At 73.4% G+C, this 15391-nt stretch carries 18 protein-coding genes; 10 read left to right on the forward strand and 8 right to left on the reverse strand.

The features are described from left to right. Window positions 1–54: 54 nt before the first annotated feature. From ACFWJ4_RS26265 to ACFWJ4_RS26280, 4 genes are all read right to left on the reverse strand, one after another. Window positions 55–606: an RICIN domain-containing protein gene (locus tag ACFWJ4_RS26265; protein WP_380547641.1), complete on the reverse strand. Its 552-nt coding sequence runs from the start codon at window positions 604–606 to the stop codon at window positions 55–57. 317 nt (window positions 607–923) lie between these two features. Then, the gene (locus ACFWJ4_RS26270; RefSeq protein ID WP_380547644.1) at window positions 924–1448 is read right to left on the reverse strand and encodes an RICIN domain-containing protein; all 525 of its coding nucleotides are present in this window, start codon (window positions 1446–1448) and stop codon (window positions 924–926) included. 372 nt (window positions 1449–1820) lie between these two features. Next, window positions 1821–2930 carry an RICIN domain-containing protein gene (locus tag ACFWJ4_RS26275; protein WP_380547647.1) on the reverse strand — a complete coding sequence of 370 codons (1110 nt, stop codon included), beginning with the start codon at window positions 2928–2930 and terminating at the stop codon, window positions 1821–1823. Between the two features lie 49 nt (window positions 2931–2979). Further along, the gene (locus ACFWJ4_RS26280) at window positions 2980–4116 is read right to left on the reverse strand and encodes an alpha/beta hydrolase (RefSeq protein WP_380547650.1); all 1137 of its coding nucleotides are present in this window, start codon (window positions 4114–4116) and stop codon (window positions 2980–2982) included. Window positions 4117–4332: 216 nt separating this feature from the next. On the opposite strand from ACFWJ4_RS26280, the gene ACFWJ4_RS26285 reads away from it, so the two are divergent. Continuing rightward, window positions 4333–5316: a hypothetical protein gene (locus tag ACFWJ4_RS26285; protein WP_380358549.1), complete on the forward strand. Its 984-nt coding sequence runs from the start codon at window positions 4333–4335 to the stop codon at window positions 5314–5316. A 411-nt stretch (window positions 5317–5727) separates the two neighbouring features. Here ACFWJ4_RS26285 and ACFWJ4_RS26290 read toward each other — a convergent pair whose 3' ends face one another. Together ACFWJ4_RS26290 and ACFWJ4_RS26295 are read right to left on the reverse strand one after the other, a co-directional pair. Further along, window positions 5728–5994: a hypothetical protein gene (locus ACFWJ4_RS26290; protein WP_380547653.1), complete on the reverse strand. Its 267-nt coding sequence runs from the start codon at window positions 5992–5994 to the stop codon at window positions 5728–5730. Next, the gene (locus tag ACFWJ4_RS26295) at window positions 5991–6383 is read right to left on the reverse strand and encodes an ATP-binding protein (RefSeq protein WP_380547656.1); all 393 of its coding nucleotides are present in this window, start codon (window positions 6381–6383) and stop codon (window positions 5991–5993) included. Before ACFWJ4_RS26295 ends, ACFWJ4_RS26290 begins: the two co-directional genes overlap by 4 nt. 235 nt (window positions 6384–6618) lie before the next feature. Between ACFWJ4_RS26295 and ACFWJ4_RS26300 the strand changes: the two genes are divergently transcribed. The 4 genes from ACFWJ4_RS26300 to ACFWJ4_RS26315 all read left to right on the forward strand — a co-directional run bounded on the left by ACFWJ4_RS26300 (window position 6619) and on the right by ACFWJ4_RS26315 (window position 9054). Next, entirely contained in the window at window positions 6619–7476 is an 858-nt protein-coding gene (locus ACFWJ4_RS26300; protein WP_380547659.1) for a helix-turn-helix domain-containing protein, read from the forward strand. Next, a complete protein-coding gene (locus ACFWJ4_RS26305; protein WP_380547662.1) occupies window positions 7473–7727 on the forward strand; it encodes a DUF397 domain-containing protein in 255 nt (84 codons plus the stop codon). Before ACFWJ4_RS26300 ends, ACFWJ4_RS26305 begins: the two co-directional genes overlap by 4 nt. A 108-nt stretch (window positions 7728–7835) precedes the next feature. After that, window positions 7836–8123: a DUF397 domain-containing protein gene (locus ACFWJ4_RS26310; protein WP_380547665.1), complete on the forward strand. Its 288-nt coding sequence runs from the start codon at window positions 7836–7838 to the stop codon at window positions 8121–8123. Between the two features lie 274 nt (window positions 8124–8397). Beyond that, the gene (locus ACFWJ4_RS26315; protein WP_380547668.1) at window positions 8398–9054 is read left to right on the forward strand and encodes a class I SAM-dependent methyltransferase; all 657 of its coding nucleotides are present in this window, start codon (window positions 8398–8400) and stop codon (window positions 9052–9054) included. On the opposite strand, the gene ACFWJ4_RS26320 is transcribed toward ACFWJ4_RS26315, so the two are convergent. Further along, entirely contained in the window at window positions 9030–9776 is a 747-nt protein-coding gene (locus ACFWJ4_RS26320; protein ID WP_380547671.1) for a helix-turn-helix domain-containing protein, read from the reverse strand. The genes ACFWJ4_RS26315 and ACFWJ4_RS26320 overlap by 25 nt on opposite strands. Beyond that, window positions 9773–10423: a hypothetical protein gene (locus ACFWJ4_RS26325; RefSeq protein ID WP_380547674.1), complete on the reverse strand. Its 651-nt coding sequence runs from the start codon at window positions 10421–10423 to the stop codon at window positions 9773–9775. Before ACFWJ4_RS26325 ends, ACFWJ4_RS26320 begins: the two co-directional genes overlap by 4 nt. Before the next feature lie 387 nt (window positions 10424–10810). On the opposite strand from ACFWJ4_RS26325, the gene ACFWJ4_RS26330 reads away from it, so the two are divergent. The 5 genes from ACFWJ4_RS26330 to ACFWJ4_RS26350 all read left to right on the forward strand — a co-directional run bounded on the left by ACFWJ4_RS26330 (window position 10811) and on the right by ACFWJ4_RS26350 (window position 15388). Then, window positions 10811–11683: a hypothetical protein gene (locus tag ACFWJ4_RS26330; protein WP_380547677.1), complete on the forward strand. Its 873-nt coding sequence runs from the start codon at window positions 10811–10813 to the stop codon at window positions 11681–11683. A 64-nt stretch (window positions 11684–11747) separates the two neighbouring features. After that, entirely contained in the window at window positions 11748–12605 is an 858-nt protein-coding gene (locus ACFWJ4_RS26335; protein ID WP_380547680.1) for a hypothetical protein, read from the forward strand. Beyond that, complete coding sequence (locus ACFWJ4_RS26340) at window positions 12602–13516, forward strand: hypothetical protein (RefSeq protein WP_380547682.1); 915 nt, start codon at window positions 12602–12604, stop codon at window positions 13514–13516. Before ACFWJ4_RS26335 ends, ACFWJ4_RS26340 begins: the two co-directional genes overlap by 4 nt. Then, window positions 13513–14568 (forward strand): hypothetical protein, encoded by a 1056-nt coding sequence (locus ACFWJ4_RS26345; RefSeq protein ID WP_380547685.1) that lies wholly within the window; start codon window positions 13513–13515, stop codon window positions 14566–14568. Before ACFWJ4_RS26340 ends, ACFWJ4_RS26345 begins: the two co-directional genes overlap by 4 nt. Window positions 14569–14740: 172 nt before the next feature. After that, window positions 14741–15388, forward strand: a complete 648-nt coding sequence (locus ACFWJ4_RS26350; protein WP_380547688.1) for a hypothetical protein — start codon at window positions 14741–14743, stop codon at window positions 15386–15388. Window positions 15389–15391 lie beyond the last annotated feature (3 nt).

A 15391-nucleotide genomic window follows, 5' to 3' on the forward strand; every position in this document is an offset into this window, starting at 1 on the left:
GTCCTCGACCGCATGGTCGAGGACCCGGACGTGGCCTTCGGAGCCTCCGGGGGATCAGGATCCCGGCGGCACCGTGCTCCACTGCTGGGAGCGCGCCCCGTCGTACATCCGCAGGGCGACGGCGCTGCCGAGCCTGGTGCCGCCGGTGAGGGCGAGGTCGGGGTGGGTGGCGGGGGAGATCCTGACCTTGCCCTGTCCCACGTTCCGCACGGTCCACTGCTGGTTCATGTCGTTCTGGTCGCAGGGCCGGAGCGTGACGGAGCCGCGGGAGCCGTTCGGTGCGGTCAGGCAGGTGCCCGTCGCCTTGTTCTTGATGAGCTGTTTCCCGGTGACGGTGCTCAGGCTCCACTGCTGGCGGTCGTTGTTGCGCTCGGGGGTGGCCACGACGACCCGGCCGCCGCGCCCGGCCTCCAGGTTCCTGGCCGAGGTGTCGCCCCGTGGCCAGACCCGGAGCTGGTTCCAGTTCTCGGTCTGCTTGGACGGTTGCGTCGTCTGCTGCGGGGCCTGGGATCCGGCCGTTCCGGTGGCTGCCGTCGCCAGGCCGGGCGTGCCGCCCAGCAGTACGGCGGTGATGGCCGCGGTCGCGATGCGCTTGGCAGGAGACATGGTTGTCACTCTCATGTGGTTTCCCTTGTGGGGTGTCCGAGAGGCGTGCGGGTTCCTCGGCGGGTGGCGCCGGAGGCCCCGCGGGGCCACGGGGCCGTGGGGCGGGCCGGGGGTGAGTGCGAGGGGGTGGATGCGAGGGGTTGGATCACTCGCCGCCCCGGTCGCCGGGGCCCGGTGGGCACGGAGGTGCCTCGTGTCCACCCGACCAGGCTAGCCAGGGGTCGGTCCGTCCGCAGCTCCGAGGGAACACGCAGGTCACGGGCGTGCCGCGGGCGTCGAAGGGCCTGCCGGGGGCGGGGCCGCCCGGGACGGGGCCGCTACTTCACGGACCGCATGGACCACTGCTGGTTGTCCTGCGCCGCGTAGGTCCGCAGGAGGGCTTTGTTGCTGCCGGCCTGGGTGCCCCCGGTGAGGGCGAGGCGGGGGTGGGCCTTCGGTGAGATCGCCACCTGGCCGGCCGTCACGTAGTGCACGTCCCACCGCTGGTTCGGGTTGTTCTTGTCGCAGGTCTGGACGGTGACGGCGTCCAGGGTGTCGTCCGGCGCGGTCAGGCACGTGCCCGTCGCCCTGTTCTCGATGAGCGGCAGCCCGCCGGTGTTGCTCAGGTTCCACTGCTGGCGTGCGCTCTCGGGGTCGACGACGGCCACGACGGCCCTGCCGGCGCTGTCGACGTCCAGGTTCCTGGCCGGGAGGTTGAGCGGGTAGATCTTGAACTGGTGCCATTCGCCGGTCGGCTGGGAGGGGAGCGCGGTCTGCGGAGTGGCGGCCGTGGCCAGGCCGGGGGTGGCGCCCAGCAGGACGGCGGCGACGGCCGCGGTCGCGATGCGCTTGGCGGGAGACATGGTTGTCACTCTCATGTGGGAGTCCCTCGTGGAGTGGTCCGAGAGGTGCGCGGGCTCTTCCGCGGATGACGCCGGAAGCCCTGGGGGTCCCTGTGGATCCCTTTGGGTCGCACCGGCCGCTGGGCCTTCGGGGGCCGGTGGGCACGGCGATGCTTCGCACCCACCCGACGACCAGGCTAGCCAGAGGTCCGTCCGCCCGCAGCTTCGGGTGAATGCGCAGGTCACGGCCGTGCGGGCGGGGTGGGCCGGGGTACTGTACGGCGGGTTGCGCGGCGGCGCACGTCCGGACGGCCTGCGGGGTCCGACCGGCGGGAAACGCGGGGCCGCCGCCCGGCGCGGTGCGCGGGCGGCGGCCGTGGAGCGGGCGCGGTGTCAGGAGCAGCTGCTGAACGTCGCGCTGGTGTTGGCGATGTAGAGGGTGGCGCCGGCGGTGGGGTCGGAGCTGAGCGGGACGGTGACGGTGTCCTCGGCGGTCCACGGGATGCCGTGGGCGTCGAAGGTCCAGGTGCCGGTGACCTTGCGGGCGATCTTGGCGAGCGTCACCCAGCCGTACTGCTGGGTCGGGACGGTGACGGTCACGCTGTTGTTGACGCTCCGCGACCCGTGCCATTCGTTGCTGTACTTCAGCGAGGAGCTGATCGTCCCGGTCAGGACGTTGCCGGGGGCGCCGGCGGACATCTGGGTGCCCATGTCGGCGCCGATGGTGTTGGACCAGCCGCTGTCGTCGGTGACCGCGAAGGACTGCTGGACGGCGCTGCTGGTGTTGTTGAACCAGACCGCGGAGGCGCAGGTGCGCGGCAGCGGCGCGGCCGGGGCCTCGCTCTTCGTGGCCCAGGAGCAGCTGGAGGGGTCCTTCTGGCACTGCTTGGCGCCGTGGTCGACGGCCAGGTTGCGGGCGGCCTGGGCGAAGCCGGTGGACCACTGCTGGTTGACGGTGCCGTTGCAGCTGTACTGGTCGGTCCAGGCGTCGTCGTAGTTGCCGCCGAGCAGCAGGTCCAGGCAGGTGTTGTCACCGGCGTGGCGGATCATGAACGAGTCCGCGCCGCCGGCCGCCGCGGGCTGGAAGTACCAGCGCTGGCTGGCCTGCCCGGCGCAGCTCTGCTGGCGCAGCGCCGGGGTGAAGAAGGCCAGGTCGATGCACTTGCCGGTGTCGTTGTTGACGATGGTGAAGGAGGAGTCGGACGGGTCGACGTTCAGCCGCCAGGACTGGTGGTAGCCGGGGGCGGAGTTGGTGACGATGTAGGCGCCGTCGCCCATGTTGCCGTTCTGGACGTCGAGTTGGCGCCCGTTGCTGAGCGACTTGATGGTCAGGCACTGCTGCGGCGAGGCGCAGGCGGCGAGCGGGGCCGGCACGGCCTCCGGGGTGGCCGCGGCGGCGCGGGCGGGCGCGGCGGTCAGGCCCAGGGCGGCGCAACAGGTCACCAGGAGGGCCGCGAACAGGCGCAGCCAGGTCGCCGTACGGCCGGGGGTCGTGGTGGGCAAGGGTTTTCCTTTCGTCGGGGAGAGGAGAGCGGGGAGGGAGGGGCGGGGCTCAGGGCGCGGCGGCGAAGGCCGCCTCCAGGCGCGGGACGTAGTCCGCGAGGTCCTGCGCCCAGCAGCCCGGAGTGTGGCCGCCGTGGCAGTCGGCGCCCCAGCCGGTGCCGTCGCCGTAGCCGACGTAGCGGTACGGCAGGCCGAGCGCGTCCAGGCGCTGCTTGAGGCGCTTGGCGGTGCCCTCGGCCCAGAACTCCATGTCGGCGGGGTTGTTGTTGCCGTTGCCGGTGTAGACGGTGATGCCGGTGTGCTCCAGCAGGCCCGCGCGCGCGACGGGGTCGGCGGCGTTCCAGCGCCAGTCGGCGTTGAACACCGGGTACGGGGTGCCGAAGATGGCGTCGCTGGAGACGGTGGGGCCGAAGTCCAGGCCGCAGGGGTGGCCGTCGCTGGGGCCGCAGAGCACGGTGCCGGCGTTGGTGAGGGTGGCGACCACGGCGCCGCGGATGATCATCTCGTCGGTGGAGAGGTCGTTGGCGCCGGACATGGTGAGGACCTGGCCGAACAGGTCGGGGCGGTCCTGGGCGTAGTGCAGGGCGCCGAAGCCGCCCATGGACAGCCCGCCGACGGCCCGGTGGGCGCGGTCGGTGCGGGTGCGCAGGTTGGCGTCGACGAACGGCAGGACCTGGGTGAGGTGGAAGGTCTCCCAGTTCTGGGCGCCGGCGGCGGTGTTCTGGTCGAGCCAGTCGGTGTACCAGCCGCGCAGGCCGCCGTCCGGGATGACGGTGATCATCGACTGGGCGGCGGTCAGCGCGGGGTAGGCCAGGGCCGGGTCGCTCGGGTTGTCCGAGGCGCCGTGCAGGAAGTACAGCACCGGGTAGCGCTTGTCCGGCCGCTGCGCGTAGTCGGCGGGCAGCAGGATGCGGATGGTGTGCGGCCCGGCGACCTTCGCCGTGGTGACGGTGATGACGAAGTTGGTGGCGGTGCCGGTGGCGGCGCCGACCTGGGTCAGCCCGAAGCCGTCGGTCAGCGGCGGCGGCGCGTCGGCGTCGGCCCGTACGGCGGCCTCGGCGCGTACGGCGGCCGCTGCGGGCGCCGCGGGTGCGGCGGAGGCCGCGGGCGTCGCGGCGAGCGGGAGCAGGCAGGCGGCCAGGGCGGCGAGTGCCGCGCGGGCGCGCCGGAGCCGGGCAGGGGGCATGGGCGTCCTCGACCTTCAGCGACCTTTGGCGATCTTCGGTGATCCTCGGCGATCTGACTGATCGCCGACAACTCTTGCCAGTGGCCCCGCCCCGACGCCAGGGCCCCCGGCGGCGCACCTGGGCCACTGGCGCATGTGCGCCGCAGGGGTGGGTAGGCTCCCCCGAGCCTGCCCTGGACATGACATGGTGGCGGGACACGATGACTGGGGGGCGTCGTGCACGACGTGCTGGAACCGGACTCCGAACGCGGCCGCGTCTACCACGGCCTGGTCGGCCGGCCACGGGCCCGCGTGCCCGAACTCGCCCGCGAGAGCGGCCTGGACGAGGACGCCGTCCTGGCCGTCCTGCGCGACCTCGCCGACGAGGGCGTCGCGGTGGCCTTCGACACCACCGACAGCGCCGACGACCGCGACCACGCCTGGGAGGCGCTGCCACCCGCCCGGGTCGTCGAAGCGGTGCTGCAGCACGACGCGCTGCGCCAGGCCACCGCCCGCCGGGCCGGCGCCGAACTGGAACGGCTCTACCGCTTCGCGCGGCGCGACACCGGCAGCTACGGCGCGCTGGAGGTGGTCGAGGACCCCGCCGAGGTGCTGGCCGCCAGCCGCCGCCTCCAACTCGCGGCCCGCCACCAGCTACGGGTCATCGACGTGCCGCCGTACTCCGGCAGCCCCGCCCACTACCTCGACCAGGAGGTGCTGCAACGGCGCCGGATGGCAGCGGGCGTCAACTACCGCGTGATCTACCAGGGTTGCGCGTTCCAGGACCCGGTGGTCGGGCCCAACATGGCCCGGATGATCGAGGCGGGGGAGCAGGCCCGCACCCTGGACGAGCCGCCGCTCAAACTCGCCATCGGCGACGACGACCTGGCCATCGTCACCCTGCCCGCCGACGACCGGCCGGGGGTGGTGTCGCTGCTGATCCGGCCCTCCGGACTGCTGAACGCGCTGACGGCGGTGTTCGAGACGCTGTGGCGCCTGGCGGTGCCCGCGTCGATGGCCGAGGTCGACCTGCGGGTCGACGAACGCGACCGGCGGATCCTGACGCTGATGGCGGGAGGTGCCACGGACGACGCCATCGCCCGCCGGCTGGGGCTGGGGCGGCGCACCGTGGTGCGCCGGGTGTCCACCCTGCTGGCGCATCTGGGCGCCACTACCCGGTTCCAGGCCGGGGTGCAGGCGGCCCGGCGGGGGTGGCTCTGACCGGTCGGCGGCGAAGTGCTGCTCGGCGCGGTTCGGCGCGAGAAGTCGGACCGGCCGACTTCTCGCGTGGGGGCGGGTGGTGCGCCTGCTCACCGGTCTCATCGCTTTCGAACAGCCGACTTTTCGTGCGGGGTGGGTGGTGCGGCGGGGGTGGTGTGAGTGGGGCGGCGGGTCTCGGGGGCCCTGGTGTGGTTCGGTGCGTGAGAAGTCGGGCCGGTCGACTTCTCACGTGGGGGTGGGTGGTGCGGCGGGGGGTGTTGTGACCCTGGGGTCGACTCGGGGTGCGGCGCCTTGGTGTGCTTTGGCGTGAGAAGTCGGACCGGCCGACTTCTCACGCGGGGGAGTGGCCGCGACGGCCGTCGGATCGGATCGGAGCGACTCGGCGATGCGGTGGCGTCCGGGCCGGGACGGCTACCCGGCCGTGTCCGCCCAGCTGATGCGGATCTCGCGGTCGCCGAGGGGGAGGGCGAGGACGGGGGCGTCGGCGAGGTCGCGGACGATGTCGCGCCGGGCGCAGGGGCCGGTGAGGCGGCGCTCCAGGACGTAGTGCTGGAAGCGGGACATGGGGAGGTGGCAGACCGAGGCCCAGATCCGTTCGAGGGCATCGGCGTTGAGGGTGTGGACGTCGGGCGGGCGGTGGCCCGGGACCTCCACGCGGATGTCGTGATCGGCCCTCACGCGGCCACCTCGCACCAGACGATCTTGCCGATCGGTTGGCGCGGGGAGCAACCCGTCTCCTTGGTCAGGGACTTGACGAGGTGCAGGCCGCGCCCGGCCTCGCCGTCGAGGGTGAGGGCGCGCAGGACGGGCCCGCGGTCCTGCCGGGCGTCGTGCACCTCGATGCGGAGGAACGTGGGGTCGAGGTGCAGGGAGAGGTAGATGCGGTGTCCCGGCGGCGTGCCGTGCAGGAGGGCGTTGGTGACGAGCTCCGAGACGATCAGGAGCCCCGAGTCGAGGTAGGGCTCCTCGTGAGGGGTGGAGGAGAGGAGCGAGGCGAGGAAGCGGCGCCCCTCGCCGGGGGCGCGGCGGCTGCGCGGCAGCCAGGTGGCGGAGGAGTGGGAGGACATGGCGAAGACACCTTCCAGGAACGGAGTTTGAAGCCATGTGGGTCGGGCGGAGGTATGGGGATGCCCGACGGAACGTCACCCAGGAGGCCTGAGTGGCTACGCGCTGTAGCATGCTATGCAATGGCGTCATTATGCAAGCGCACCATCACGCAATTGCGCGGACCGGCAAGATTCCTGTGATCCCGAGGGAGGTGGCAGACTGTGACCCGACGTCAACCAAGAGGGAGCGACGAGCGTGGACAGTCCAACCGTGCTACGCCGTAGGCTCGGCTCCGAGCTGCGACGATTGCGCGAACGGACCGGGCGTCAGGCCAAGTTCGTTGCGGACGAGCTCGGCTTCAGCGCAACCAAGGTGTCGCGGATCGAGTCGGGTCAGACGACTCTGAAGGAATCCGACGTTCGCGCGATGCTCGAACTGTATGGCGTCAGCGACGAGGCCGAGTTGCGGCAGTTCATCTCGCTGACTCGCCGCAGCACACAGCGCGGCTGGTGGCACGACTATGCGGACACGCTGCCGGACTGGTTCCAGACGTACGTAGGTCTGGAGGCCGACGCCGCGCGGATTCGCTCCTACGAGTCCGAGTTGATTCCTGGGCTGTTTCAGACCGCCGGCTACGCGCGCGAGGTATTTCGGACCTTCCGGTCGGAGCAGAACAGTGACCAAGCCATCGAACGACGGGTGAAGCTCAGGTTGCAACGCCAAGAGCTGATTCGGAATCCAGAACCACTCGCCGTACATGCTGTGCTCTCCGAGGCTGCCCTCCGGCGCGCGGTCGGTGGCTCTCAAGTCATGACGGAGCAGGTCGGCCACCTGGTCGAGACTGCACAACTGCCCAATATCACCGTCCAGGTGATTCCGTTCAGCGTGGGTGCTCACGCGGCGATGGGCACGAATTTCCGCATACTCTCCTTCGCGGAGGTGCCTGGCGAGGTTGTCTTCTGTGAGTCGGTCACCAGCAGCCTCTACATCGAGAAGGAGGCAGACATCATTCGGCACGAGACTGTCTTCAACCAACTAACGTCGTTGGCGATGACTCCGGAGGACTCCGTCTCCTGGATGCAGAAGCTGGTGACAGAAGGGTACGGAGCATGAACTGGCGCAAGAGCAGCTACAGCAACGCCTCTGGTGGCGACTGCGTCGAGGTTGCCGCGGAACTCCCCGTTACCTGGCGCAAGTCGAGCGCCAGCAACCCGAACGACAACTGCGTCGAAGTGGCCGACGGCATCACCGGCATGGTTCCGGTCCGGGACAGTAAGGACCCTGATGGTCCGGCTCTCGCCTTCACTGCCGAGGCGTGGCGGTCGTTCGTTGCGGGTATCCAGGCCCACGACTTCCCGGCCTGATCCTGAAGTGCCTTTTTTTCCGGGCGGCCTCGCGGAGCACGCGAGGCCGCCCGGTCTGCTTGCTCAAGCCATTTCTCCTTGGGGGAACGTCGCAGAGGAGTACGGCACATGAGAGATCGCCCCCGTGATGCCGTCCGGCGCAGGAGCACCCACAGCAATGGCCACGGCCACTGCGTCGTGGTGGCCGATGGCGTCACGGGCATGGTTCGGGTTCGGGACAGCAAGGATCCTCACGGCCCGGCTCTGAGCTTCACTGTCGAGGCGTGGCGGTCCTTCGTCATCGGCATCAGGGCGGGCGACTTTCCGGACCGTTCCCGAAGAGCTCTCGGGCGGCCCCGCGGAGTGCGCGGGGCCGCCCGGTGCTGTGCTGTGTGCTGCGGTTCGCAACCTCGGTGATGCCGTGGGCCTGTCGTCTCTCCCGCCGCCCTCACTGCCCCCTTGTGCGCAGGAAGTCGGACCCGCCGACTTCCTGCGCGACGTCGAGACCGGCGAAGGAACAGGTGGGGCACGGCCCAGGACTCTCGAACGAGGCCGTGCGAACTCCGGATCGGTCCTGACGCCCGCCCCGGCGGGACCCGGGGCAAGAGCGGCTCCCGCGTACCCGCGGGCACCTCGGTGGGCGAGCGATTCGTTCAAGACTCTGCCCCAACCACCCGCCCACACTGGCCCCATGACACCGAGCGACACCTTCACCCCCGCCGCCGGACGCTTCGCCCTCGGCCTGTACGACCCCATCGTTTCGCTCACCCGCGAACGCCTGTGGCGCAGCCTGCTGGCCATGCACGCCGCCCCCCGCCCCGGTGACGTCATCGTCGACGTCGGCTGCGGCACCGGCTCCTTCGCCGTCCTCCTCCACCGCGCCGAACCGCAGGCCACCGTCATCGGCGTCGACCCCGACCCCGCCGTGCTGCGCCTGGCCCGCCGCAAGGCCGCCGCGGCCGGCGCCGACCCCGACTTCCGCACCGGCATGGGCGACGCGGTGGCCGAGGTCGTCGGCGACGAAGCGGCCGACACCGTCGTCTCCAGCCTCGTCCTCCACCAGTGCCCCGTCCCGATGAAGCGGGCGATCCTCGCCGCCATGCACCGCACCCTGCGCCCCGGCGGCAAACTGGTGATCGCCGACTACGGGCGGCAGCGCACAGCGGCCATGCGCCTGGCCTTCCGGATCGTCCAGTTCGCCGACGGGAAGCAGGACACCCAGCCCAATGCCGACGGCATCCTGCCCCGCCTCATCGCCGAGGCGGGCTTCGAGGGCGTGCGCGAGACGGACACCGTCGCGACGGTGACCGGCTCGATGTCCCTCTACACCGCGCGCCGCCCCGCCTGAGCGGCCGTATCCCCGGCCGCACCCCCGGCCCCGCCCTCCGCCCCGCGCAGCGCGGGCAGCACCTGCGAGGGCGTCAGCCCGGTCAACTCCCGCATCCACCGCGTGAAATGGGCCTGGTCGGCGAACCCGCCCGCGAACGCCGCCTGCGCCGGCGAGTACCCCTCGCCGAGCGCCAGCGTCGCCCGGGACAGCCGTTGCCAACTGCGCCAGCGCGCCAGCGGCACCCCCAACTGCCGCTGTGCCAGGGCCCGCAGGCGCTGCGGGGACAGCCCGACGCGCGCGGCGAGGCCCTCCAGCGGTTGCTGGCCGTCGGCCAGCGCCGCCATGGCCGCACGCAGCCGCGGGTCCAGGCCGGTGGCGGGCAGCCCGCCGTCCGGCCGTACCTCCCGCTCGGTCAGGCCGTGCCACTGCGGGGCGACGGTGACCCCCTGCCCGCAGCCCGTGCGCAGCCGGTCGGCGAAGGCGCAGTGCGGGTCGACGTAGAAGGTCAGCACCTCCCGGGTCGGGGCCATCCGGTGGCGCACCATCGGCGGCACCACGAGCGCGGGACCGCGGTGGCGCCGCCCGGTGTCGTCCTCGATGGCCACCGTGCGGGCGGCGCCCGCGACGGCGACCTGGAAGGTGGTGTGCCGGTGGAAGGCGCTGTCGGCCAGCGGCCCCCGGTACAGCGCGTACCCGGGGCCGACGGCGAACCGCGGGCCGGTCCCGCTGCCGCTGCTCACCGGTCCGCCTCCCTGACCTGAGCGGCCAGGCGGACGGCGGCGTACGGTACGGCGGCCAGGCCGAGCAGGGCCAGCACGATCCAGAACGGGACCGCCGCCGGGCTCGGGCGGCCGGTGACCATCCGCCCGCCGTCCTCCAGCCAGACCCGGACCTCATGGCCGTCCGGGTAGGGCTCGTCGACCGGGCGCTCCTCGCTGAACTCCTGTCCGTCCACGCTCCAACGGTAGGTGCAGCCGTACGTCTTCGAGCCCAGACCGCCGCCCTCCACCGGCCGCTGGCCGGTCGCCCGGCAGTGCGTCACCACCGCCGCGCCGCTGCGCGGCTCGTGCGCCCGCACCTGGGCGGTGTGGACGGCCTGGGCCGTCGCGAACGCCGTCCCCCAGGCGGCTGCGAGCAGCACCACCGCCCACGCGCGGACCGCCGCGTCCCCGCCGGCGCGGCGCGCCCGCCGGTCCGCCCGTCGGCCCGGCCGGACCGAGGCGGCCGCGCCCACTGCCAGTGCGGCGGCGCACAGCCACAGCGGCCCCGCGCCCACCGGCCGGTCCAGCGACCACGCCCACACCACCGGTGCTCCGGCGGCGGCCGGCGCCGCGAGCGCCACCACGGCCGGCCACGCCCGCCGGCGGCCGGCTTCCCCCCTCGTCACGGCACGTCCCCCCTTTTCCCCGTCCTTCTCCCGGTCCTTGCCCGTTCTTGACGCCGCCCCGACCCCGCGGGCGCGCCTTCGTGCCGAGCGGTGACGGGACCGCGACATCGTCACGGGCCGCCGGGACGGGAGGAGGCCGTGTTCGAATCGATGTGTCGACACAGTGTCATCACCGCAGGACAGCGCCCATTGCGGTTCGATCACGGCGTGTCCGATTCGTCGAACATTGGGGGAAAGTGTGACGGTTAACTGTTTTGGCAGCGGTGTCGGCGGCCTCTCATAATTCCTGCCGACACGCGTGACGGAATTCCCGGAGAACCCGCTGGGGCAGTGGCGCCCGCGAGGGGCCCGCGCGTGGGATTCCGCATTCTTCCTGGGGGGATTTCCTTGCCCGAGCCTGAGCCCGAGAACGAGGGCGCCGCCGCCGCACCTCCGGCACCGGCCGAGCCGGCCGCTGCGCCCGCACCGGAGCCGGCAACGCAGCCGGCCCCGCGCCGGCTGCCGCGCGCCGTCGGCGTCGCGCTGGCCACCGCCGGCCTGCTCGCGGTCACCGCGGCCAGCGCCGCGGTGACCGTCGCCGTCGGCAAGCCCGCCGCCCGCTCGGCCGCCGCCGCCCCCGCCCCGTCGAGGGTGGTCGCGAGCGCGAGCGCCAGTGCCACCGCGAGTGCCACCGCGTCCGCGACGCCCTCGGCCGCGCCCGTCCCGGTGCCCACCGCCGCCCCGGCCGAACCCGCCCCCGCCAGCACCGTCAAGGGCACGGTCAAGAACGGCCAGCACGACGGCGACCTGCGCTACTTCCTGCTCCCCCTCCCGGCCGGCGGCGAGTCCTACGGTCCCGCGGACGGGATGACCATGACCAACGACGACGTCGCCGCGCTCTTCGGCAAGCAGGACGGCATCATGGACATCCTCGGCTCGTACGGCTACAGGAGCGGCGCGACCCGGACGTACCGGACCGCCGACGGCAAGGCCGAAGTCACCGTCACCCTGCTGAAGTTCGGCTCCACCGCGGCGGCACGCGACTTCGTCAAGGGCTACGAGGTCAAGTCGCTGAGCCCGTTCGACATCGACGGCGACCCGGGCGGCCACGGCTACCTGCAGGCCCCCAAGCAGCAGGCCTACACCGGATCGATGAGCGGCATCTCCAGCCAGGGCGACGTGCAGTACACGGTCGACGTCGACGTGAAGGGGACGCCCGACAAGGCGCTGCTGAACGAGCTGATGAAGCGCCAGCGCGAGTGGCTCACCACCGGCGGCTGAGCCCGGCTCCGCCCGCCCGCCCGACGCCACCCCTTCCTCTTCCCCCTTCTCTGGAGCCACTTCCGTGACCACCGAACCCGCGGAGCCGGCGCCCGCCGTGCCCGCCGCGTCCGCGGCCGCTGTTCCGCCGCCGCCCGCCGCCCCGCCCGCCGCGCCCGCTGCGCCGCCCGTCGCGCCGGAGCACGGCGTCCCCGCCGTCCCCGCCGTCCCCGCCGAGCCGTTCGCGGCCGAAGCCCCGCCCGCCCCGCGCGCCCCGCGCCGCCCCCGCCCCGTGCTGCTGGGCGCCTGCGCCCTGGTGCTGGGCACCCTGGTCGGCGGCGGCGTCGGCTACGCCGTGCAGGCCCAGCGCCCGCCCACGCCGCTGCCGCCGCTCCAGGTCGCCCACCCGTCCTACCCGGCCGGCACGGTCGACCCGGCCGCCCTCGCCGCCGAGCAGCCCAAGCCGCTGGCCATCGACGGCGATCTGACCAAGCTGCTGATCACCGCCCCCGAGGGCAGCGCCCCCTGGGCGGACTTCGCGGACAAGCCGAGCTGGGTCTCGATCGGCGAACTCGCCGAGGAGAACGGCGACGAGGTCGCCACCTTCAAGGACCTCGCCTCCAACGGCTTCCGCCGCGCGGCCGAGGTGGCCTGGAAGAAGGACGACGTCCGCTACCGCATCACGCTGACCCAGTTCACCGCGGACCACGCGGACCAGGTGCGCTCCGTCACCTGGCCGGCGTTCGCCGACGGCGCTCCCGGCGGCTACAAGGTGGACGCCGCGCCGCACCACTGGGCCGACAGCAACGAGCAGTACTACTTCGGCGAGGCCGTCGCCAAGCGCGGCCCGCTGGAGATGAAGGTCGAGGTCTTCGGCCCCCAGCCGGTGAACCCCGACACCCTCAAGGACCTCGCCAAGCGGCAGTGGGAGCGGCTGGTATGAACGACGACACCGTGACCGCCGCCGCCCCGGGCGCGCCCGAGCCGGCGCCCGGCGCCCCGTCCGCCCTGACCGGCCCGCCCATCGGGTCCGTGCCGCCCGGCGGGTCCGTTCCGCCGCTCGGATCCGTCGATCCCGCCGCGCCCGCCGCGCCCGGCGTTCCGGCCGGCCCGAGTCCCGCCTCCCGCCGCCTGCTGCGCGCGGGCGCCGCGACGGCCGCGGCCGCGCTGGTCGGCGTGGTCATCGGCGTCGGCATCATCAAGACCCGGTACGACGACCCCGCACCGGTCACCGCCGCCGCCCCGTCCACCGGTCCCACCCCCACCGCGACCGCCACGCCGTACGGCGCCAAGTCCAACGGCAGCCACTTCGGCTCGCTGCGCGACCTGCTGCTGCCCGTCCCGGCGGGCTACCAGCCCGGCCCGGACGACGGCGGCTACGGCAACGACACCGAGCTGGGCGGCGAGCAGCTGGCCGCCGAGCTGGACGCCGACCTCCAGCAGCTCCCCAAGGAGAAGCGCGACAAGATGCGCTCCTACTGGGAGAGCATGCACGTCAAGGCCACCGGCGTGCGCACCTACCGCGCCGACGGGGACGACCTGGTGATCGGCCTGAAGCTGCGCCAGTTCAACCAGCAGGAAGTGCAGCGGATCAACGAGTACACCGCGGTCTTCACCGGCGACACCGGACTGTTCCGGATCGGCCCGGCGATCCCCGGCCACCCCGAGGCGCACTGCTACCTGATGCCGGCGCCGCCGTCCGCGCCGATCGACTACCTGGAGTGCTCGGCCGCCGAGGGCGACCTCCTGGTGATCATGAGCGCCGAGGGCGTGGCACCGCTGCCCAAGGACAGGATCGTCGCCCTCTTCACCGCCCAGCTCGACCGCCTCGCCCGCCCGGGAGCGTCCGTATGACCGACCACGCCACCCCGCCGCCCGCGCCCGAGAGCGCGCCCGCGCCCGGGAACGTCCCGGCGCCCGCGCCCGCGCCCGAGAGCGTGTCCGCGAACGCACCGCAGAACGCCCCCGCGAACGCGCCGGATCCGCTCCTGGCGGCGCTCGCCGCGCCCGTCGCCGTCCCCGAGGACCCGGCCGTCCTCGCGGAGCGGGAGGCCCGCCGGGCCCTGCGCCGCAAGGCCGCGGTGCGCTGGGGCGGCGCCGCCCTGGTGTTCGTCCTCGCCGGCACCGGCACCGCCCTGGCCGTCACCGCGCCCGAGCGCACCGACCTGCCGGGCCTGGCCACCGCGAGCGACGGCCGGTACACCTTCGCGCCGCTGACCCTGCCGCCGCTGCCGGCCGGCAAGGGGGCCCCGGACGACAAGGGCAAGTCCCTGCACCACGCGGACCTGCGCCACCTGCTGCTGCCCGCGCCCAAGGAGGCCGGCGGTTCGCTGACCCCGCCCGTCTTCCCGGCCCCCGGTGCCGGTGCCGCCCCCTCGGGGTCGCCCACCGCCTCGGGGTCGCCGACCGCCTCCCCGGCGCCCTCGGCCTCCGCCGGCGCGCCCGCGCCCGGCTCCGGGTTCGGCCAGTGGGTGCCCTGCGACGCGCTCGCCGAGGACCAGCAGGACCCGGTCAAGGTGCGCGTCCTGCTGCTGGAGGACGCCTGCCGCGCGGCCACCGTCCGGGAGTGGACGGCCTCCGACGGCACCCGCACCCAGATCCGGCTGCTGCGCTTCGGCTCCGTGCGGGAGTCCTGGGAGGCCTTCGCCGACCTGCGCTCCAAGGGCCGCCCCAAGGCTGCCGCCGACACCAGGAGCACCCCCCACGACGACTGGGACACCCTCGACGGCATGAGCCTGACCACCGTGGAGTCCACCGCGGCCGGCGCCAAGGGCGCCCCCACCGCCCGCGTCGCCTACCTCTCCGCCGCCGACGTCCTCGCCGTCGTCACCATGACCAACCCCGCCGGCGTGCCCACCGCGCCGTTCCGGCAGGTCGTCACCCTCCAGGCGGACCTGCTGTCCTGACTCCGCCTCAGCGGTCGGGCCGGTTCCCCCCGGGGAGCCGGCCCGGCCGTCTTCCCCGCGCGCCTTCTGGGACAGGATCGGGATATTTCCCGCACCGGCCCGTGAACGACCCCCGCGTACGGTGATCACGCATCGGAGAACGCACCGCCGAGAATCGACAGCAGGAGAACCCATGCGCACGCGCCGCCTCGTCCTCACCGCCGCCGCCGTCGCGGCGATCGCCGCCACCGCCACGGCCTGCGGACCGGACAACAGCGACACGAGCGCCGCTCCCGCCGCCACCGGCCCCGCGGCCACCGGCCCCGCGGCACCCGCCGCCGCGCCCACCACGGCCGCCCCGGCCGGGGCCGCGCCGACGAAGACCGCCCCGCCCAAGTCCTCCCCGGCCCCCTCCGCCCCCGCCGCCGACAAGAGCGGGTACGGCCAGGCCTGCGGCGCCAACGACCTGGACTTCACCGCGAAGACCGAAACCCAGGCCGGCGGCTACATCCTGATCAGCGCCAAGGCCAAGCAGGGCATCACCTGCACGCTCCCCGGCACCCACCCCGTCATCGCGTTCGGCTCCGGCGGCATCGAGGCCGGGCCCTTCGAGCACGGCACCGGGGAGTCGATCACCCTGAGCGGCGCCAAGACCGCCTACGCGGGCATCATGGCCAAGACCACCAAGGGCAACCAGGCCGTCCAGTACACCGACGTCATCATCGGCATCGGCACCCCCGACCCGAACCCGGCGAGCGTCCCCGTCGGCACCACCCCGGTCGACAAGCCGGTCGTCACCAACTGGCACACCCTGCCCAAGGATGCCGTCCCCGCGAACTGACGC

The sequence above is a fragment of the Kitasatospora sp. NPDC127067 genome (assembly GCF_042724755.1).
Lineage (GTDB): Bacteria > Actinomycetota > Actinomycetes > Streptomycetales > Streptomycetaceae > Kitasatospora > Kitasatospora lactacystinica.